The organism is Tenacibaculum larymnensis (assembly GCF_028829235.1).
GTDB classification, from domain to species: domain Bacteria; phylum Bacteroidota; class Bacteroidia; order Flavobacteriales; family Flavobacteriaceae; genus Polaribacter; species Polaribacter larymnensis.
Genome location: NZ_JAIWJY010000013.1, coordinates 1 through 21,202, shown reverse-complemented (window position 1 = coordinate 21,202; position 21,202 = coordinate 1). Strand labels below are relative to the sequence as shown.

The following is a 21,202-nucleotide window of genomic DNA, read 5'->3' as shown; positions in this document are numbered from 1 at the left end:
TAAAACTTATCTTAGCATTTTATCTTTCAAGAACAAATACTATGCATAAAAAAACATTTTCTTTATCTGTTTTTATGACATCTTTAGCAATTTTAATTGCTGGATGTTCTTCTTCAACTGCTCAAAAAAGCACCTCATTATTTTCAAAAAGTGAAACGTTTACGCGTCAAGATTCTTTACGTGGATCTATCACTCTTGAAAGATCTTGGTGGGATTTAACGTATTACCATCTTAATGTAACCGTTAATCCTGACAAAAAGTTTATTAAAGGAAAAAACACAGTACAATATAAAGTTTTAAAACCTCATCAAGTTTTACAAATAGATTTACAACCTCCATTAAAAATTACCAAAGCAATTCAAAACAACGAAGAGCTAAAAGTTGTTTCTGAAGGCAATGCTCATTTTATTCAGTTGAAATCTCCTCAAAAAAAAGGAGCTATAAATTCTGTTGATGTGTATTATGAAGGAAACCCTAAAGAAGCAATTAGAGCTCCTTGGGATGGTGGTTTTTCTTGGAAAAAAGATAGTAATGGAAATCATTTTGTTGCTACTTCATGTCAAGGGTTAGGCGCAAGTGTTTGGTGGCCAAATAAAGACCATATGTACGACGAGGTGGATAGTATGGCGATTAGTGTTCGTGTACCTAAAAACTTAATGGATGTTTCTAATGGTCGTTTACGTAATATTGAACAACACAATGACAACACGACTACCTACCATTGGTTTGTTGATAATCCGATTAACAACTACGGAGTAAATGTAAATATTGGAGATTACGTGCATTTTTCTGAGAAATACCAAGGTGAAGATGGAGAGTTAGATATGAATTATTATGTATTACGTGATAATCTTAAAAAAGCCAAAAAGCAGTTTAAAGATGCTCCCAAAATGATGAAAGCATTTGAACATTGGTTTGGTAAATATCCTTTTTATGAAGACGGTTTTAAGCTAGTAGAAGTTCCGTATTTAGGAATGGAACATCAAAGCTCAGTAACCTATGGAAATCAATATAAAAATGGATATTTAGGTAGAGATTTATCTGGAACTGGTTGGGGATTAAAATTTGATTTTATTATTATTCATGAAGCAGGTCACGAATGGTTTGCCAATAACATAACTGATAAAGACATTGCTGATATGTGGATTCATGAAAGTTTTACGGCTTACTCTGAAAACTTGTTCTTAGATTACTATTACGGAAAAAAAGCGTCTGCTGAATATGTTATAGGAACACGAAGTTCTATCCAAAATGACAAACCTATTATTGGTCATTACGATGTTAATAATGAAGGTTCTGGAGATATGTATTACAAAGGAGCTAATATGTTACACACCATTCGTCAATTGGTAAACGATGATGAAAAATGGCGTCAAATTTTACGTGGTTTGAATGCTGATTTTTATCATAAAACAGTAACAACTCAAGAAATTGAACAATACATGATTGAGAAATCTGGAATTGATTTAAGCAAAGTATTTGACCAATACCTGCGTACCGTTAAAATTCCAGAATTTGAGTACACAATCAAGAACAAAGAATTAAAATATCGTTGGAATAATGTTGTGGAAGGATTTGATATGCCTTTAAGAATAAACGTTAACGGAAAATCTATACTATTAACTCCAACAGAAAATTGGCAAACAAAAACTATCAAAGCAAGTTCTATTAAAATTGACAAGAACTATTACATAAACTCTAAATCCGTTTAAAACTTCATTCTTTCTTTTTTATGATTAAACGGTTATTAAAAAGTTTTACACTTAATCCTAAAAAGCTGTTCTTAATTGATGGATTAGGAGCAGTTTTATCTGCTTTTTTATTGGGTATTATATTAGTAAAGTTTGAAAGTATCATAGGAATACCTCATTCTACTCTCTATTTCCTAGCGGTTTTTCCTTTGTTGTTTACTATCTATGATTTTTACTGTTACCGAAAAAAGCACAATAATCTTAAATCTTTTTTAAAGGGAATTGCAATTGTAAACCTACTATACTGCTGTCTTTCTATTGGAATAGCATTCTATCACAGAAAAACTATTAGTAACTTAGGATGGACTTATATTATCGTTGAAATCTTTATTATTATCATTCTATCAAATTTTGAACTTACAGTAGCCAAACAACTTGCTAAAAATTAAACATAAAAAAACTCGAACTTTTCAAAGTTCGAGTTTTTTTATTACTGAATTACCTTAGTAATCTAATCTTTTTAAGTAGTCTAGTTTTTCTTGCCAAAGGTCTAATTGGTCTTTAAACTCTTGGATTCCCTTACGAACATTTTGTACTAAAGGATTATCTTCTGTAGCGTTTGAGATAAAACTTAAATTGTTTTCTAACTGTTGCATTTCGCGTACAGTTTCATCTATTTTCTTTCTAATAAAGAACTGTTCGCTATCTAACTTTCTATAGTCTTCTTGCGATAAATACGTATCAACAACACCTTTAAACTTCATCATTTCAATATCAATTCTGCCCATATCTAATTTATCTAGATGTGCATCCATTGCTTTATTGAATTTTTCGTCCAAGTAACGTGCATTTCTTGGTAAAGCTCCTAGCGCCCTCCAATCTGCTAATGTTTTTTCTACATCTTCTTCTGTAGATATTTCAGCAGTTTTAATTTGTTCTATAAATTCTTTTTTAGCTTCTACTACAGCTAACTGCTCTTTATTTTCTTCATTTTTATGTGCGTGTAACCTATCGAAATAATGATTACATGCATTCTTAAATCGCTTCCAAATATCATCAGAAAACTTTCTTGGCACATGCCCTATTTTTTTCCAATCAGATTGAATGCGTTTCATTGTATTGGTAGTTTCACTCCAGTCTTCACTATCTTTTAAGCTTTCAGCAAGCTCTACCAATTCCATTTTCCTTTTTAAGTTCTCATTTTGAGCACTTTTTTCATGCTTATAAAAAGCATTTTTTGCTGAATTAAACTTTTTGGTAGCTGCCTTAAACTCTTGCCAAACAGCTTCGCTTTTACTGTAAGGTAACTTTCCTATATCAAAGTATTTTTTACGTAGTTTTTCTATTTCTACAATACTTTTTTGCCAGTCGTTATGTGTTTTATTGTTTGATGTGTCGTATGCATTAATCTCTGCCGCAACCGCCAGTTTTGCATCAATCATTTCTTGATGTTTAGACTTCAGCTCTCTATAGTGTTGATGGCGTCTATCATGAATTTTTTTAGTAGCTTCACTAAATCTACCCCAAACATCTTCTCTATGTTCTCTTGACACAGGTCCAATGTCTTCTTTCCACATACGATGCAACTCTTGTAACTCTTTAAAAGCCACATTAACATCTTCTACATCACTTAAAGCTTCTGCTCTTTCTATTAATCGTAGTTTTTCTTCTAAATTATGTTTGAAGTCTAACTCTCTAAAATCTTTATTTAAGTGTAGTAAATCGTAAAAGCGTTCTACATGATGATGGTATGTTCTCCAAGTATCGTTGTACTTTGTTTTTGGCACTGCTCCTACACTCTTCCAACGATTTTGAATTTCTTGAAAATCATTATACATCGTTTTAGGGTCAGCATCTTTAATTAAAGTCTTTAACTCTTCAATTAAATTATTTCTTCTCTCTAAATTTTCTTTTAGTTGTTTTTCTAACTGAGAATAGTAAGCATCGCGTTTCGCTTTATACTCACCTAATAAATTATTGTATTCTGTTTTTACTGGGCTAGAAAACTGGAAGTCTATAGAATTTCCTCCATCTGCTAAAAATGCTTCTTTTTTCTTTGCTAATAAAGCTCCAAACTTTGAGTTAAATGCTGTTTTGATAGCATCTACGTTTGATTTTAATTGTTGTATTGGGTGGCTTTTTAGCAGTTTTTTTAATTCATCAACCAATTTCTCTAACTCCATTGAAGCGTAGTCTAGCATTGGAATTTCATGCTTTTCATCTGCTTTTTCAGACTCATTGGCTACTTCATTTTCAACCTCATTAACAGCATTTTCAGTATCGTTATTTGCCTTCGTTTGCTCTTCTTTAATTGGTTTTTCTACTTTCTCTTCGTTATTTTCTAACATATCTACAATGTTTAAGTTCCTTTGATTTAGATTATAAAGATAAGGATTCTTAGAGAATAGCAAATTTTATTTTAGTTTTTAAAATTTTAGCTATCGTTCCATATTTTCCAAGCTTTTTCTGCTTGAAGCTGTAACATCTCTAATCCATTTTTAATAGTTGCCCCTTGCTCTCTCCCTTTTCTTAAAAAAGTGGTTTCTGGTGGGTTATATATCAAATCATACAATAAATGTTTGCTTGATAAAAACTCATATGGAATATCAGGAGAATTCTCCACTTTTGGGTGTGTACCCAAAGGAGTGCAATTTACAATAACGGTGTACGACTCTATAAGTTCTTTATTAATATCTTGATACGAAATTTGCTTTTTCCCTTCAGGGGTTCTAGAAACATATTTATACTTTATCCCTAAACCTTCAAGTACATAAGCTACTGCTTTTGATGCTCCTCCTGTTCCTAATATCAAGGCTTTTTTATGTCGTTTCTTTAATAATGGTTTTAATGATTTTTTAAACCCATATACATCCGTATTATACCCTTTTAATCTTCCTTTTTTAGTTATTTTAATAGTGTTTACTGCACCTACTTTTAAAGCTTTTTTATCTATTCTATCTAAAAAATTAAAAACATCTAGTTTATATGGAATGGTTACATTCATTCCTTTTAGCTGTTTTTTATTTTCTTTTATTTTTTGAGGAAGCTCATGTATTGATTGAATATCAAAATTGATATACTCATGATTTTTTAAATCTAGTTTATCAAACTTTTCGGTAAAGTATCCACGAGAAAATGAGTACGAAATATTCTTTCCTACTAAAGCATATAAATGCTTATTTTCTTTTTTGGTCATAAAAATCAATAATTAGTATTAATGCGATTCCAATAATAATGAATCCTATAGAAATCCATGTTTCTTGACTGTTAAAATTGGGAATAAATCTCTGGTAGTTTTCTATAATTTTATTTCCGCTTTGATCAAGCAAAAACACACCTTCTTCTTTTTTATAAATAGTTTCTTTCCATGGCCAAACAACTCCAAGCGATCCAGTGATAAAACCTATAATAATTGCGGTTACAATTTGATGCCATCTTTTTAATACATAACCTAAAACATGTGAAATAGATACAAGTCCAAAGGCTGACCCTGCTGTAAAAACACCTATTATTTTTAAGTAACGAACTTTTGCTTGATCGTTTAAAACTTCAAAGTTTCCAGACAATAGGTTTGTGATTACACTTCCTAACACGTTTACACTATCTACCAACAACAGTACATAGTTCCCTAGTAATATAAGGATAAATGAGCCTGAAAGTCCTGGTAATGTCATTCCAGAAACTCCTATAATTCCACATAAAAACACAAACCACAGATTATCATTTTCTGTAGCTGGTGTCATAAAACTAATAGAGATTCCTACTGAAGCTCCAATAAGTAATCCTAAAATAGTTTTAGGTTTCCAGTCTCCGAAATCTTTTGATATATAGTAAATAGAGCCTATAATCATTCCGAAGAACCATGACCATACATATAATTGATAATTTCTTAAGAAGTAATCTAAAACAAGGGACACACTGAAGTAGCTAAACATACTTCCAGCCATTACCCATACTAAAAATTGTAAGTTGGTATAACTAGCGAAACTTTTAAAACGCCCGTTAAATAACAGCTTAAAAGCTTTGCCGTTAATTCTTTGAAAAGTATAAATAAGTTCTTCATAAAACCCCATCACAAAAGCCACCATACCACCTGAAACTCCTGGTACTTTATTAGCTCCTCCCATTATTAATCCTTTTAAAAAAAGGTTTATTCTTTGTGATAGCGTGCGCTCTTTATACATGCGGTTTGATTAGAACGCTAAGTTAGTTATTTTCTAGTGCTTTTTTACTGCTAATTTTTCTAGTAATAAAATAAGTCCAAAACCAATTATAGCTAACACTGTTGCATACATTAATTGAGGGTTTCCGTCGTAAGAAAATGGGGAAATAGATAACTCATTAAAAGGTACTTGTTCTCCATGTGAATTGGTTCTGTATGTCAAAACTTTTTTCCAAGGCCAAATTTTATTTAGTGAACCTATTATAAATCCTGTTAACACAACTAGAGTATGGTTTTTATAGTTTTCAAACAAGTATTTTAAAACTCTTGAAAACGTTAACAAACCTACTATTGCTCCTAAACCAACAAATGCAATAGTTGTAAAATCACGGTTATTTACAGCCGCTAAAACTGGTTTATAAGCTCCTAATAAAACCAAAATAAAAGACCCTGAAATACCTGGTAAAATCATAGCACAAATAGCTATCGCTCCTGCTAAAAACATAAACGACATTGAGGAATGTTCAGAGACTAACGGGTTTAAAGTTGTGATATAATAAGCTAATATAGCTCCTAATATTAGTAAAATTCCTGAAGCTAAATTCCATTGAGTAACTTGTTTTGCTATATAAATAACACTTGCTAATACTAATCCAAAGAAAAAAGACCATACTAAAATTGGATGATGTACTAATAACCAGGAAATCATTTTTGCTAATGAAACAATACTAATAAAAACTCCAACAAAAAGAGCTGCTAAGAAATTACCATTTACTTGTTTCCAAGCTGATTTAAGACCTTCATTTTTTAAAGTTTTAAGCAGCTTTAAATTAATATTACTAATAGAACCTAATAGCTCTTCATAAATTCCTGAAATGAATGCAATAGTACCTCCTGAGACACCTGGAACTACATCAGCAGCTCCCATAGCCATTCCTTTCAATGTGATTACAAGGTAATCCTTATTTGTTCTATTCATAAAATAGTTTGGTTATTTTTCTTCTTTCGATTTAAAGTTTATCAGTCCTTTTTTCTTTGGTTTCAACGTATCTTTTTTAACTTCTTTCTTCTTTTCTTTTTTATTTAAACCTAATTTTTTTCCTAAATCGCGCAAGTTATTAAAATTAACCTGATAAGAAATACCTATTCCTTGTGTATATCCTTCTTCTTCGGTAGAATACTGTACTTCATTTTGACGGTTAAATACTGTCCCCCTTAAATTACCTTCTTCATTTAAAAGTACCTCTACTTTTACCTCTCCAACAACACTGGTTTGTGTGTTAGTTCCTACCGGTACTCCTACTTTTCCATTTACCAATACTCTATCACTTAATTGCGTTGATACAGATACATCTACCTGATCGTCTGAATTAAGGTTGTCTACATTTCCTCTATCTCCTTGTGTATACCCAACTCCTAATTGAAATTTATTTCCATCACTATTTAACATGTTTGTTAAAATGCTTGAAGCAATTTCAGAGGCTGTTCCTGTAATTCCTGAACTAGCACTACTACCAATAGCATCTGGATTATAAAATGTACCAAAGGCTAACAAGAACGAGAAGTGTTGCATTTTGGTATTTAAATCATTCTCATTCAAAATAAACTCTAACTCCGAACTAACTGTTGAATTTGCATTTGGTATTTTAATATCGAATTCTTGTTTTGAACTAAATAACCCTCCTGTAATTTTCGTGTATAGGTCAATTGGAATTTTACGATTTGAATTAATATTATCTAGTAACTGTGCTGGGTTTGCTTTAGTTCTATATACTGCGGTAATATCTAAATCTGCTTCATATGGATCTCCGTTCCAAGAAATAGTTCCTCCTTTTTGTACAATAAAAGGTTTTGTTATTCCTGCATATTTAAAATTATAAAAACCATTGTCTACGGTAAAATCTCCAAACATGTTAAACTTACCTCGTGTATCAATATCAATTCTAAGGTTTCCTTCTCCACTTCCTTTTAACTCACTCCCCGAAACTTTATCAATTACCACCTGAGCTACTGCATCTTTAGTTACAGCTAAATTTAATCTTAAGTCAAGACCTTTAATATCTCCAATAACCTTTCCTTTTGTTCCCTCCTCTTCTTCTCCTGTTTTAAATCGGATTAACTTATAATTATCTATCGTTTTAACATCACTTAGCGGAATTACAAATAAAGTTCCTTTGTTTGTTTTTCCATTAACCTCAATATCTAAATAACTTGTAAGTCCTCTGATTTTTGCTTCTCCATTTAAAAATCCTGTTCCATAGTACTGAGACTCTTCAGTTTCTTGTGTATCCAGAATCAATAAGTTTTGAGTGTTAATGTCAAAATTCAAAAACCAGTCTTTAAAATTTTGATGTACAATACTTCCTGATAAATCTCCTTGTGTTAAGTACTTTGTATCTTCTAGAATTATGTCTTGAAAAATAAATTCTTGTTTATCTAAAACAACACTTGTATTTCCTTTTAAGTCAAAATCCACATTTAAATACGGAAAAGCTAATCCTGCATTCTCAAAATTTAAGATTCCTTTAAAATCAGGATTTCTCAAATACCCTTTTGCAGTAAAGTCTCCTGTTACTTTTCCTCTTAATTTAGACAAAACGTCTTCTCCTAATGGACTGAAAGCAGCAATATCATACTCTTTCAGATAAATATCTAGGTCAATAACTGGTCTCTCTGTAGAAAAGTCAATTCCTCCAGTAGCGGATATATTCTTTGCATTTTCATTTTCTAAAGATAAATTGACATTATATTTTTCGTAAGAGTTATCTCCCGTAACATTCAGTGTTAAATTTCCTTGTGAATAATCGTTTATGTAAAAATCTTCTATATATAAGTTTCCTTCTGGAGCTACAATTTCATTTTCTTGTTTAAACTCTAGTCTTCCGTTTAGTTTTCCATCTAACTTTAAACTATCTACTGGTGGTAAAAAACTAGCTAGTTTTACTTTATTAAAGTTTGCTTGTATGTCTTTATAAGTACTGTCTCTTACAATTCCTTTAAAATCTATTCTTTGTTCTCCTGATTTAAAAACAAACGGACTAATTGTAAAATCATCTTTTTGTAAATCAAATGTTACTTTATTATTTCTGTCATCACTAGGGTTTATTAACCAATCAAAACCTTTATAGTGTAATTTAGATTTTTGAATTCCCACAACAGATTTTTGAAATTCATTTATTGTATAAAAGAAATCTAAGCTAAAGCTCTCTGCATAATCTTTTCCTCCCTTAAATAGAGATTTAAAAAACAATGTATCATTCTGAGTACGGTTTAACAGATTTAATTTTTCAATATTATAATACTTTGTATTAACCTTATTAGCTGTTAAGTGAGTATTATATAGAGGGTTTTTATTATCTAACCTCAGTACTACTCCTTCAATTATATTTTTATATGCATTTATTTCAGGAGACTCAAATGTAAGTTTTAATGAATTTTTATCTGAATTAATACGTCCTTTTAATCGTGTATTTTTTCCTATTGAAATGTTGGGTAAAAAAACATCTATAATTTGATTATAAATTGTGAAATCAAAATCTAAAAACTGATTTGGTGCTACTTCATGCGGACGATAGTTTGTATACACACTACCCAAAGCATTCTGTGTAATTGGTAATAACTCTTCAAAAGAAAACTTTCCTTTTACGTATCCTTTTACAATATCTTCCGAGTTTACTTCAATATTTTTAATACTATCTTTTACGGATGAATTTACTTCAAAACTCTTAAAAGGGTAACTCTGTTTTTGATTTCTGTATACTAAATTTTTAAAGGTTGCCTTCCCTACAATATCATCAAATGTGTTTCCAGAAATGTTTAAATTAATATTTCCTTTTAACTCAGAAATGCTATCACGAGTAAATAAGTTTGTTTTCTTCAAATCAATTCTATCAACATCAGCAATAAAATCAAATTTGTTAATCTCTGATGAAAAATCTGCTAGTCCTTCAAATTTTAATTTGAAGTTATCATCGTCTGCATTTAGTAAACCATCAAACTTTTTATTTTGGAACTGTCCGTTTACTTGTAAGTTTTTATATTCATATTTATTAAAAAACAGACTACTTATTCTCCCTATAATTATGGTATTGACATTATCAACATTAAATCCACTTCCATTAACATCTGCTTTTAACGAAACGGTTCCTAATACAGGGTCGTTAGCAAAAACACCAAGGTCAAAATCTTTAAACTCTACCTCTCCTGTGTACTCTGCTTTATCTATATTATCAATATTTGTTAATTGGAGATCTGAAATTGCAGTTCCGATTTCTGATTTTACTGATACAGTAGCATCCATTTGTTGTGGAGTCACTCTAACTATCCCATTCAAAGTAAAATTTCCAAGTCTTTGAAATTCTGTTGGTAATGTTCTACCTAATAAGTTAGGTAGTACATTTCTTAATTGAAAGTAATTTGCTGTAAGGTTATCTAAGTCTGCATCAAACACAAAACCTCTACTGGTTTTAACGGCATTAACAAACCCCATATTTCCAATAATTCTCATACCTCCCCTTGAATGTACTCTTACATTATTGGCACTAAAATTATTTAGAACTCCATCAATATCTCCGCTTATATATAAAAAATCATGCCCACCAATTTCATTGTATAGCTTATTTAAATCTTTTACTGAAACTACACTTTCTTGGAACTTAGCTTTTATTCTTACCTTATCATTAAAGTTTACAAAATCTTTTCTGTTATAAATAAACTTAACTTTAGCTTGGAGTTTAGTTTTATTATCTGTTTCTAACGTTGTATTTTTAAAATCCATGTAGGATCTTGTATACGTGAAGTCTGTCGATAAATTTGACACGTTAATCCCTCTGTTTCCTGTGAAAAACATATTTCTTATTTTCATAGAAACATCAGGACCTATAATCGAGAAATCGTTTAATTCCGCTCCTGCTTTATATGCTGCAAACTCAAGTGGATCTTGCTTATTTTCATCCATTAACTTAAAAGTTAAATCTTCTAAAGTAATTTTATCACTTTTAAGAATAAATGGTGCAGCTAAACTGTCTCTGGGCTTTCCATCTTCAAAACTGTCTACAAAAATAGACATGTTATCATTCTTTTCTCCTTTATAGGTCTTCATATAAAAATGAACTCCACTTAAAGAGGCTTCACCTAAATCTACTTTATTTTCTAATATTCGTTTGGCATTCTGTAAGGAAGTAGTTAGATTATTTACAAAAATTAAGGTGTCTTTATGATGGTCTCTAATCTCAATTTCTTTTAACTGAACACTTCCTAACCATGATAAATCAATTTTTTTTACAACAATATTGGTATTAAACTCTTTGTTTACCCAATTCGTTGCTTGTTTAGCAAGTTGGCTTTGTACAAAAGGCAACGATAGTAAAAGAAAAAGCAAGAGCAGAAAAAGTACTGCGTACTTTATTATTCTACCTATTATGTTCCCTAATCTTTTAATAACTTCCCTTATTTATAATCCTATTAACAAAAGTAATCAGCAAACTGCAAAAATGCTGCCTTATTTTAAAGAAATGTTATTTTTAACGAAAATCTAACGTAATATCAATATTTTTGTAACCTAAATCCGGAAAGATTTGAGTACAGAAAACATCTATATTTTAGGTATTGAAAGTTCTTGTGACGACACAAGCGCTTCGGTAATTTGTAATGGTAAAGTGTTAAGCAATGTTGTGGCAAACCAAGAAGTTCATGCCAAATATGGCGGTGTGGTTCCTGAACTAGCTTCAAGGGCACATCAACAAAACATTGTTCCTGTTGTACAACAAGCTATTGAACAGGCGGGCATAACAAAAAACGATTTAAATGCTATAGCTTTTACTCGTGGTCCAGGGTTAATGGGCTCTTTATTGGTTGGTACTTCTTTTGCTAAGTCTTTAGCGTTAGGACTAAACATACCTTTGATAGATGTTAACCACATGCAAGCACATATTTTAGCTCATTTTATTAAAGAAGAAGAAAGTAAAATACCTCCATTTCCTTTTGTTTGCTTAACTATTAGTGGTGGGCACACACAAATTGTAAAAATCACTAATTATTTTGAAATGGAAGTTTTAGGTGAAACAATTGATGATGCAGTTGGTGAAGCATTTGATAAATCTGCTAAAATTTTAGGTTTGCCTTATCCAGGAGGACCTCTAATTGATAAATATGCTCAATTAGGAAATCCCAAAGCTTTTAAATTTACGAAACCTAAGGTTGGTGATTTGGAGTTTAGTTTTAGTGGCTTAAAAACTGGAATCTTATATTTTATTCAAAAAAACGTAAAAGAGAATCCTAATTTTATTAAAGAAAATCTTAATGACATCTGTGCTTCCATTCAATATACTATTATTGAAATTTTGATGGATAAGCTTAAAAACACTGTAAAACAAACTGGTATTAAACATATAGCAATTGCTGGTGGTGTTTCTGCCAATTCAGAAATAAGAAAACGTTTAACTTTAGCAGAAAAAAACTGGGGGTGGACAACTTACATTCCAAAGTTTGAATACACTACTGATAATGCTGCAATGATTGCTATAGCTGGATATTTAAAATATTTAAACAATGATTATTCTGATATTTCTGTAACTGCTAAAGCTCGTTTAAAAGTTACTGAATAAATCTCTTTATATACTACAATGACTAACTTTAAAAACAGATTTCTTTTTAGTATTACATATTATTTTTTGTGGGTAGTATATTTTTTACTCGCTCGCTTTTTGTTCTTATTGTATTACTTCGATAAAACTTCTGAATTAAGTTTTTTTACTACGTTAAAAACGTTTGTATATGGTATTCAATTAGACTTTTCTTTTGCGGCTTACTTAGCTGCTATTCCTTTTTTAGTTATTTTACTCTCAATATGGATTCCTAAAAAAGTTATCGGTTACATTATTAAAGGATACACTTTTCCTATTCTTTCAGTAATTAACTTGTTTATGTTAACGGATATTTCTTTGTATAAGTTCTGGGGAGTTCGAATAGACGTAACTGTCTTAAATTACATTAACACTCCTAAAGCAATGCTCGCTTCAGTAAGCACTTTACAATTGATTAGCGGTTTATTTGCTTGGATTTTACTTTCTGCGATTGCTATTTACTTATTTAATAAAGTTTTAAATAAAGCACTAGATAAATTAAATAAGAAACATTTTTTAGAAGCCCCGGTGTTTTTATTACTAATAGGAAGTTTAATAATCCCTATGCGAGGTGGTTTTGCCAATATTCCTATTAACCAAAGTAATGTATACTTCTCCAAAAACATGTTTGCTAATCACGCTGCGGTAAATTTCATCTGGAACTTTGCTAATACGATTAGTCATAAAACTGATGGTAAAAATCCTTATGTGCACTATAAGAATAATATTACTAAAGACATCATCAATAAAACTAAGAATCAACTTTTAACAGCAAGTACAGACTCTATTTTAAATACTAAAAAACCTAATGTTATTATCCTTATTTGGGAAAGCCTTTCAGCAAAAGCTGTGGGTGCTCTAGGTGGTGAGCCTGATGTTACTGTAAACCTAAATAAACTAGCTAAAGAAGGTATTTCGTTTACTAATTTCTATGGAAATGGGGACAGAACAGACAAAGGGGTTCCTGCTATTTTAAGTGGTTATTACCCTCAGCCAACAAAAAGCATCATGAAAATCCCATATAAAGCAAGAAAACTACCAATGCTTACCAAGGAAATGAAAAAATTAGGATACAATACTAGTTTCTATTATGGTGGTGATAGTAATTTTGGAAACATGATTACTTATTTACGTAATGGTAGAATTGATAAAATTGTAGATGGAACTGAGTTTGACAAAGAAAACTGGAACTCAAAATGGGGAGCACATGATCATATCTTTTTAGATCGATTTATGAAAGATTTATCTTCACCTACCCTTAAAGAACCTTTTTTTGAAGTAGCTCTTACATTAACTAGTCATGAACCTTATGAATTTCCTGGAGAATATAAATTCGGTAAAAATTCTGTAGAAAATTTATACAGAAGTGCTCAAGCTTATACAGACAAAGCTATAGGTAAGTTTATTGACGGAGCCAAAAAGCAACCTTGGTGGGACAATACATTAATTGTTATTTTATCTGATCACGGACATCCATTACCTAAACATAAAGGATATTTTAATTCTCCTAAAAGATTTCAAATCCCAATGGTTTGGTTGGGTGGAGCTCTTAACAAAACAGGAATTACTATTGATAATTTTAGCGCTCAAAGTGATTTAGCATATACTTTAACAGACATGTTGGGGGGTAAACCAGAACAATTTAAGTTTGGAAAAAACATTTTTAACACTTCTGAAAATCAATATGTACATTATGTCTTTAATAAAGGATTTGGTACTGTATCTAAAAACGGAACTTTTGTTTATGATTATGTAAGTAATAAACCTGTAATACAAGAAGGCAATTATCAGCCTTTAGATTCTTTAGGAAGAGCTATCAGTCAGGAAGCCTATCAAGATTTTTTAGATAAATAAAAGTTAATCTTTCATTAAGAGAGAAACTGTTAAAATCCATTTCATTACTTTTACCCTATGAAATGGATTTTATCGTTATTTTTACTTACCTCACTAGCAGTTCAATCTCAGAAATTACCAAAAGGATTTTCATATATAAAAGATATATCTCCTACCATTCAAGGCGAATTAAGATACTGTCATAACAACAACTTTATGGGAGTTCCAGTTAATGGATATGAAGAAAATACTCTTATAGCTACCACTCCTACTGCTAAAGCTTTAAAAAAAGTTCAAGATGAGTTAGCAAGTCAAAAATTAGGCTTAAAAGTTTATGATGCTTATCGTCCACAAACAGCAGTAAACCATTTTGTAAAATGGGCTCGAGTAATGAACGATACATTAATGAAGCAACAATACTATCCTGAGATTAATAAACGTCATTTATTTAAAAAAGGGTATATTTCTTCAAAATCTGGACATTCTAGAGGAAGTACTGTCGATTTAACAATTATACATCTAGAAACAGGTAAAGAACTAGACATGGGGAGTCCATATGACTTTTTTGGAGTTTCTTCTCACATTACTTATCATAATCTTACTAAACAACAAAAAAAGAACAGGCAATTACTACAAAAAGTAATGCGTAAATATGGTTTTAGATCTTATAGTAAAGAATGGTGGCATTTTACCTTAAGAGGAGAACCATTTCCTAAAACCTTTTTTGATTTTCCTGTAAAATAATTAGTTTTAACTCTAAATTTTAAAAACACTTAAAAATCGGCATTATATTTGCTTTGACTTATTTGCAATGATAAAAATAGTACCAACACTTGTAATCGTTTTTTTATGTAGCGTAACATCCAATGTTTTTGCACAGATGGATGGTACAATTGGTGGTAAAAAAAAGGAAAATTCTTCTTTTGGTGTTATTACTGCGCCTGCTAAAGAAGTAAAAAAGCCTAAAACGCTAGATTTTGATAATAATAACGGGTTTAAAACCGCTCATCAAAAACAACAAAAAGAACTTCAAAAAAAGCAAGCTCAAAAAGATTTAGAAAATAAAGGGATTTTAACCAAAGCTAAAATTGCAGAAGAACAATACTTAAAAGCCTTCAAACAAATTAATGGTATGTATCAATACCCTGTTATTGATCAAGATTTAGGAAGTTTTAGTACTAAGTCAAAAAGTGTTAATATTATTTGTAGAGATTATCAATATCCAGATGGAGACAAAGTCACTATCTATATAAATGATGTTCCAGTTGTTAGTAATCTTACACTAAAACAACGTTATCAATCTTTTAACCTTCCCTTAGATGAAGGAATAAATACTATAAAGATTGTTGCTTTAAATCAAGGAACCTCAGGTCCTAATACAGCTGCTTTTAAAATATATAATGACGCTGGTATGTTAATTTCATCTAATGAATGGAATTTGGCTACAGGTGCAAAAGCCACAATTATTGTAGCTAAGGAGCAGTAATTACCGCCTTTTTTTTGTCTAAAACCTTTCTTCAACTTTTAGTAATAAGTTTTTTTAAATTACTAAAAACTACTTATTTTTGTAGCTACGTTTTACTATAGGTAAAACAAACAAACATTTAAATAAACAACTAAAGTATATAATGAAGAAAATCACCAAAGAAACCTATATCAACTGGTATAGAGATATGCTATTTTGGAGAAAGTTTGAAGACAAGCTAGCAGCAGTTTACATTCAACAAAAAGTTAGAGGTTTTTTACACTTATATAACGGTCAAGAGGCTGTTTTAGCAGGTTCATTACATGCAATGGATTTGACTAAAGATAAAATGATTACTGCTTATCGTAATCACGTTCAACCAATTGGTATGGGTGAAGACCCAAAACGTGTAATGGCAGAGTTATATGGTAAAGCTACAGGTACTTCTCATGGTATGGGAGGTTCAATGCATATCTTTTCTAAAGAATACCGTTTCTATGGTGGTCACGGAATTGTAGGAGGACAAATTCCTTTAGGTGCTGGTATCGCTTTTGGAGATAAATACAAAGGTAGCGATGCTGTTACTTTATGTTATTTTGGTGATGGAGCTGCACGTCAAGGTTCTTTACATGAAACTTTTAACATGGCAATGAACTGGAAGTTACCAGTAGTGTTTATTGTTGAAAACAACGGATACGCAATGGGAACTTCTGTTGAAAGAACTGCAAACCATACTGATATTTGGAAGTTAGGATTAGGCTATGAAATGCCTTGTGGACCAGTTGATGGTATGAATCCTATCAAAGTTGCTGAAGCTGTAGATGAAGCTATTCAAAGAGCTCGTCGCGGTGATGGTCCTACTTTCTTAGAAATGAAAACTTACCGATATAGAGGTCATTCTATGTCTGATGCTCAACACTATCGTACTAAAGACGAGGTTGAAGAGTACAAAAAAATAGATCCAATTACTCAAGTTTTAGAGGTCATCAAAGAAAAGGAATATGCTACAGAAGATGAAATCAAAACAATTGATAAAGAAGTAAAAGATATGGTTAAAGAATGTGAGAAATTCGCAGAAGAATCTCCATATCCAGAGCTAAATCAATTATATGATATGGTATACGAACAAGAAGATTATCCATTTATAAAATCTAAGTAAACTATGGCTACAATTATAAACATGCCTCGCTTAAGCGATACGATGGAAGAAGGAGTGGTAGCTTCTTGGTTAAAAAAAGTAGGAGATAAAGTTGAAGAAGGAGATATTTTAGCTGAAATTGAAACTGATAAAGCTACAATGGAGTTTGAGTCTTTTCACGAAGGAACTTTATTACATATTGGTGTTCAAGAAGGTGAAACAGCCCCTGTTGACAGCTTATTAGCTATTATTGGTGAAGAAGGAGAAGATTTTTCTGCATTATTAAATGGAAATACTTCTGAGCCTGCTAAAACAGAACCAGAAGCTCCTAAAACTGAAGAGCCAAAAACAGAATCTACTAACACTGCTATACCTGAAGGAGTAAAAGTAGTAACAATGCCTCGTTTAAGTGATACTATGACTGAAGGTACTGTTGCTTCTTGGTTAAAAAAAGTAGGTGACAATGTTGAGGAAGGTGATATTTTAGCTGAAATTGAAACCGATAAAGCTACAATGGAATTCGAATCTTTTAACGAAGGAACCTTATTACATATTGGTGTTCAAGAAGGTGAAAGTGCTCCTGTAGATAGTTTGTTAGCTATTATTGGTGAAGCTGGAACTGATGTTTCTTCCCTAGTAGAAGCTCACAAAGCTGGTACTTTAACTAGTGGAGAAACTTCAGAAAAACAAGAAGAAGCTCCTAAAGCAGTAGAAAACAAAACAGAAACAGTTGCTACCCCAGTAGAGACTGTATCAAATAATAAAGGTGGACGAATTTTTGCATCTCCTTTAGCAAAAAAAATTGCTAAAGACAAAGGAATCAATTTAGCAGACATTAAAGGTTCTGGTGAAAATGGTCGTATCATCAAAAAAGATGTTGAAAACTATACTCCAACTGCTAAAGTTGAAGCTCCAGTAGCTACTAGTAGTGCTGCTCCATCAGCAGTAACTAATTTTGCGATTGCTGGAGAAGAAAACACATCTGAAGTTAAAAACTCTCAAATGCGTAAAGCTATTGCTAAGGCATTGGGTAATTCTAAATTCTCTGCACCTCACTTCTACTTAAATATTGAAGTAGATATGGACAATGCAATGGCTTCTCGTAAAACTATCAATGCAATTCCTGATACTAAAATATCATTTAACGATATGGTAGTAAAAGCATGTGCAATGGCATTAAAAAAGCATCCACAAGTAAACACTACCTGGACCGATGATAATACTTTATTCCATAGTCATATTAACGTAGGTGTTGCTGTAGCTGTAGATGAAGGTTTAGTCGTTCCTGTTGTAAAACATACTGATGCATTAAGTTTAACACAAATTGGCGCTGCTGTACGTGATTTAGCGGGTAAAGCTAGAAACAAAAAAATCACTCCAGCTGAAATGCAAGGAAGTACATTTACGGTTTCTAACTTAGGGATGTTTGGTATTGAAAGCTTTACTTCAATTATCAATCAACCTAATTCTGCAATTTTATCGGTAGGTGCAATTGTACAAAAACCAGTAGTTAAAAACGGAGAAATAGTAGTTGGAAACACTATGAAGTTAACTTTAGCATGTGATCACAGAACTGTTGACGGTGCTGTTGGTGCTCAGTTTTTACAAACATTAAAAACCTATATTGAAAACCCAGTTACTATGTTAGCTTAGTTTTTAATCAAATCATAAATAAAAAAAGCTCGCAGTTTGCGAGCTTTTTTATTTACTGAATCAGACATCAGCATTATTTTGAGTTAACAATTTTGATTACTTCATTTACCAATTTAGGAACTGACGCAGGATTTTGTCCTGTTACTAATCTTCCATCAACCTCTACATGCGCTTCAAGAGGAGAACTTGAATAAAAGAATTTCCCACCATGTTTTTCTATCGTGTTTCTAATTAAAAATGGGAAACTTTTAAAGTATGCTCTGTCTTTCTTTTCATAATCTTCTGGAAACCCATTTACACGTTTATTTTTTACTAAATATTCTCCATTACTTTTCTTTAAATAAACAATTCCTGCTGTACCATGACAAACAGCGCTTATAACACCTTTTTGCTTTTCATAAATATCTATTGCTATCTTTTGAATTTCTTTATTCTTAGGTACATTAAACATAGCACTTCCTCCTCCTACATAATAAATCGCTTTATAATCTGTCGAATGAACGTGTGTTGGCTTTTTTGTGTTTTTTAAAGCATACATAAAATCACTATCGTATAAATATTCCTTCTTCTTGTTTTCTGACGTATTCAAGTATTTTAAAGGAATTGCTCCTCCTTTAGGGCTTATAACATCTATGTTAAAGCCAGCATCTTTAAACATTTCATAAGCTAATATTATTTCATCAAAACTATTACCTGTGGGAATAGCGGTTCCTAAATAATAATCTGTGTTAGAAACTACAAATAAAATTTTATTTCCAGTTTCATTTGACGACTCTCTTGTGGCTGTTTTACTTATAATCTTCCATTGATTAGTAAATTTCTTCAATAAAAAAAGATCAATAAATCTCCATTTACGGTTAGGTATTAAAATTTCAACTTTAGCAGTGGCAATATCTTTAGTGATATCGATAGATATTATTTCTCCTATTCTACCATTAAATTTTCCTTTTTTATCAGGAGAAAAAAAGTTTGTATACTCATCAGGACTGTATTGTTTAAAACCATTTTTTCCTGTTAAATAAAGAGTTGCATCTTTTGAAAAAGATTCTTTTAAAATATTAAGTTTATTATAAGAACTTCCTTCAATATAATTATTAAGTGTTTGCTCTATTAACTCTTTATCTGAAAGTGTTAAATTTACTTCTGGACGATCTATACTTTCATAAAGCAACTTATCATCTGACACAAAACTCTTGTCATAATTAATTACTTTTTGTTGTTTACTTCCATAGATATTAACAAGAAGTTTTTCTTTAATATCTTCTTTATCTTGTGAAAAACTAGAAATAAAAAAGAAAGCTGAAATTAACGTAGATATAATTTTCATTTTTTAAAAGATTTAAATTTTACTTCAAACCTCTTAAAACAATATTCTATTTCGATGATATGTTATAATTTAGGTGTACTAAATTATAATTCTGCACTAACTTAGTCTTCCAAAAACTGCTTTTGATACTGAGCAGGTGTTTGTCCAACTACTTTTTTAAAAGTGGCATAAAAGTTTGATTTTGAAGAAAAACCAGCTTCAAAACCTATACTCTCTAATGTTATTTTATGGTTTTTACTTATGATTTTCTTTGCTTCTTCAATTCTATATTCATTTAAAAACATAGCAAAGCTTTTCCCTAAATTATCATTTAAAAATTGAGATAATTTATGAGAAGATATGCCTATTTTAGCTGAAATATCATGTAACTTCACACCGGAATTCTTAAACAACTCTTGCTCTCCCATTAAAGTATCTAATTGTAATTTTAATGAAGAGGCTTCGTCACTTTCAATCTTTTTTGCTGAATATTTTTCAGGTAAATCTCTAAAAATTGACTCCCGATTTTTCTTTGAAAGGAAAAGTAATACTAAACCATAAAAAACTATTGAGAAAGTAACAGTTCCTACAAAATAAAAATAGAAGTAACCAACGATATAAGCTAAATAAATTAATAGGCTACTCATATAAACAGCTAATAGCCATATCTCTGAAGTAGTGCTACTTACATTATTGGAAAACAACTTTCTAAAAGTATCTTTTAAAGTAAAGGCTGATAATACTATATAAACACCCCAGACAAAATAAATAAACTTTACAAAATATGTGTTCCAAAAAAGAGCATCAGTAGAATAAGGCTTTATAACACCAACTATAACTATTATTATAGATAATAAAAGAAAATGAAGTTTCCACTTTAATGGAATATTCTTCGTTTTAGTAACAGAAGCTTTTAAATAAAAAAATAAAGAGACACCAATTAAAAAACACGCTGATAAGCCAATTTGTATGATTAACAAATTTCTTTCTTCCCTTCGAGTAAATATTGTGTAAACTGATTTACCTATTCTAACAGTTAAAAAGAAAACTAACAACCCAAATATAAAATTAGGTACTCTTTTGGACTTATCAATCAGTAAAAAATAAATACTGACTAAAAACCCATTAAAAACACCTAAAGAACAAATAAAAAATAAAACTGCGTTATCCAAACTCATTTAGTATTTATAAAACGTAAATATTAAAAAACAAATTTCAATGTACAAATCTTATTTACAGTAAAAATAGTATTACCTAGTAACATATTATAAGCCTTTTTAAGACAACAAAAACCAAGAACTATTTACTAGGTAGTATAGTTTCTATAACAT

15 protein-coding genes are annotated in these 21,202 nt (G+C 30.8%); 8 read left to right on the top strand and 7 right to left on the bottom strand.

Annotated elements, in window-relative coordinates; all coding sequences use genetic code 11:
• Nucleotides 1-41 precede the first annotated feature (41 nt).
• Nucleotides 42-1,712 (top strand): M1 family metallopeptidase, encoded by a 1,671-nt coding sequence (locus tag LCI24_RS15415; protein WP_274641177.1) that lies wholly within the window; start codon nt 42-44, stop codon nt 1,710-1,712.
• 20 nt (nt 1,713-1,732) lie between these two features.
• Complete coding sequence (locus LCI24_RS15410) at nt 1,733-2,140, top strand: hypothetical protein (RefSeq protein ID WP_274641176.1); 408 nt, start codon at nt 1,733-1,735, stop codon at nt 2,138-2,140.
• A 54-nt stretch (nt 2,141-2,194) separates the two neighbouring features.
• On the opposite strand, the gene LCI24_RS15405 is transcribed toward LCI24_RS15410, so the two are convergent.
• From LCI24_RS15405 to LCI24_RS15385, 5 genes are all read right to left on the bottom strand, one after another.
• A complete protein-coding gene (locus LCI24_RS15405; protein ID WP_274641175.1) occupies nt 2,195-4,039 on the bottom strand; it encodes a DUF349 domain-containing protein in 1,845 nt (614 codons plus the stop codon).
• Between the two features lie 86 nt (nt 4,040-4,125).
• On the bottom strand, nt 4,126-4,887 hold the full coding sequence (locus tag LCI24_RS15400) for a shikimate dehydrogenase family protein (protein WP_274641174.1): 762 nt from the start codon (nt 4,885-4,887) through the stop codon (nt 4,126-4,128).
• Nucleotides 4,868-5,875, bottom strand: coding sequence for a DUF368 domain-containing protein (locus LCI24_RS15395; protein WP_274641173.1), 1,008 nt, complete (start codon nt 5,873-5,875; stop codon nt 4,868-4,870). The genes LCI24_RS15400 and LCI24_RS15395 overlap by 20 nt, the downstream gene beginning before the upstream one ends.
• Before the next feature lie 33 nt (nt 5,876-5,908).
• Nucleotides 5,909-6,832, bottom strand: coding sequence for a polyprenyl-phosphate transporter (locus LCI24_RS15390; protein ID WP_274641172.1), 924 nt, complete (start codon nt 6,830-6,832; stop codon nt 5,909-5,911).
• Between the two features lie 12 nt (nt 6,833-6,844).
• Nucleotides 6,845-11,212 (bottom strand): translocation/assembly module TamB domain-containing protein, encoded by a 4,368-nt coding sequence (locus LCI24_RS15385; RefSeq protein WP_274641171.1) that lies wholly within the window; start codon nt 11,210-11,212, stop codon nt 6,845-6,847.
• Between the two features lie 217 nt (nt 11,213-11,429).
• Between LCI24_RS15385 and tsaD the strand changes: the two genes are divergently transcribed.
• The 6 genes from tsaD (at nt 11,430) to LCI24_RS15355 (ending at nt 18,565) form a co-directional block, all read left to right on the top strand.
• Nucleotides 11,430-12,458, top strand: coding sequence for a tRNA (adenosine(37)-N6)-threonylcarbamoyltransferase complex transferase subunit TsaD (gene tsaD / locus LCI24_RS15380; RefSeq protein ID WP_274641170.1), 1,029 nt, complete (start codon nt 11,430-11,432; stop codon nt 12,456-12,458).
• Nucleotides 12,459-12,524: 66 nt separating this feature from the next.
• Nucleotides 12,525-14,330, top strand: coding sequence for an LTA synthase family protein (locus tag LCI24_RS15375; protein ID WP_274641169.1), 1,806 nt, complete (start codon nt 12,525-12,527; stop codon nt 14,328-14,330).
• A 57-nt stretch (nt 14,331-14,387) separates the two neighbouring features.
• On the top strand, nt 14,388-15,053 hold the full coding sequence (locus tag LCI24_RS15370) for a M15 family metallopeptidase (RefSeq protein ID WP_274641168.1): 666 nt from the start codon (nt 14,388-14,390) through the stop codon (nt 15,051-15,053).
• A gap of 67 nt (nt 15,054-15,120) precedes the next feature.
• Nucleotides 15,121-15,795 (top strand): hypothetical protein, encoded by a 675-nt coding sequence (locus LCI24_RS15365; RefSeq protein WP_274641167.1) that lies wholly within the window; start codon nt 15,121-15,123, stop codon nt 15,793-15,795.
• A 142-nt stretch (nt 15,796-15,937) separates the two neighbouring features.
• A complete protein-coding gene (pdhA, locus tag LCI24_RS15360) occupies nt 15,938-16,933 on the top strand; it encodes a pyruvate dehydrogenase (acetyl-transferring) E1 component subunit alpha (RefSeq protein ID WP_099216561.1) in 996 nt (331 codons plus the stop codon).
• A 3-nt stretch (nt 16,934-16,936) separates the two neighbouring features.
• Nucleotides 16,937-18,565 (top strand): pyruvate dehydrogenase complex dihydrolipoamide acetyltransferase, encoded by a 1,629-nt coding sequence (locus LCI24_RS15355; protein ID WP_274641166.1) that lies wholly within the window; start codon nt 16,937-16,939, stop codon nt 18,563-18,565.
• Between the two features lie 73 nt (nt 18,566-18,638).
• Here the strand turns inward: LCI24_RS15355 and LCI24_RS15350 are convergent, their stop codons facing one another.
• Together LCI24_RS15350 and LCI24_RS15345 are read right to left on the bottom strand one after the other, a co-directional pair.
• Nucleotides 18,639-19,892, bottom strand: a complete 1,254-nt coding sequence (locus LCI24_RS15350) for a nuclear transport factor 2 family protein (protein ID WP_274641165.1) — start codon at nt 19,890-19,892, stop codon at nt 18,639-18,641.
• Between the two features lie 101 nt (nt 19,893-19,993).
• Entirely contained in the window at nt 19,994-21,049 is a 1,056-nt protein-coding gene (locus tag LCI24_RS15345) for an AraC family transcriptional regulator (protein ID WP_274641164.1), read from the bottom strand.
• Between the last annotated feature and the right edge of the window lie 153 nt (nt 21,050-21,202).

What these genes read in the sequence shown, in the direction of transcription:
- LCI24_RS15395 (WP_274641173.1), bottom strand. Translation starts at nt 5,875, where the DNA reads ATGTATAAAGAGCGCACGCTATCACAAAGAATAAACCTTTTTTTAAAA.
- LCI24_RS15350 (WP_274641165.1), bottom strand. Translation starts at nt 19,892, where the DNA reads ATGAAAATTATATCTACGTTAATTTCAGCTTTCTTTTTTATTTCTAGT.
- LCI24_RS15415 (WP_274641177.1), top strand. Translation starts at nt 42, where the DNA reads ATGCATAAAAAAACATTTTCTTTATCTGTTTTTATGACATCTTTAGCA.
- LCI24_RS15365 (WP_274641167.1), top strand. Translation starts at nt 15,121, where the DNA reads ATGATAAAAATAGTACCAACACTTGTAATCGTTTTTTTATGTAGCGTA.
- LCI24_RS15355 (WP_274641166.1), top strand. Translation starts at nt 16,937, where the DNA reads ATGGCTACAATTATAAACATGCCTCGCTTAAGCGATACGATGGAAGAA.
- LCI24_RS15345 (WP_274641164.1), bottom strand. Translation starts at nt 21,049, where the DNA reads ATGAGTTTGGATAACGCAGTTTTATTTTTTATTTGTTCTTTAGGTGTT.
- LCI24_RS15410 (WP_274641176.1), top strand. Translation starts at nt 1,733, where the DNA reads ATGATTAAACGGTTATTAAAAAGTTTTACACTTAATCCTAAAAAGCTG.
- LCI24_RS15400 (WP_274641174.1), bottom strand. Translation starts at nt 4,887, where the DNA reads ATGACCAAAAAAGAAAATAAGCATTTATATGCTTTAGTAGGAAAGAAT.
- pdhA (WP_099216561.1), top strand. Translation starts at nt 15,938, where the DNA reads ATGAAGAAAATCACCAAAGAAACCTATATCAACTGGTATAGAGATATG.
- LCI24_RS15390 (WP_274641172.1), bottom strand. Translation starts at nt 6,832, where the DNA reads ATGAATAGAACAAATAAGGATTACCTTGTAATCACATTGAAAGGAATG.
- LCI24_RS15370 (WP_274641168.1), top strand. Translation starts at nt 14,388, where the DNA reads ATGAAATGGATTTTATCGTTATTTTTACTTACCTCACTAGCAGTTCAA.
- LCI24_RS15405 (WP_274641175.1), bottom strand. Translation starts at nt 4,039, where the DNA reads ATGTTAGAAAATAACGAAGAGAAAGTAGAAAAACCAATTAAAGAAGAG.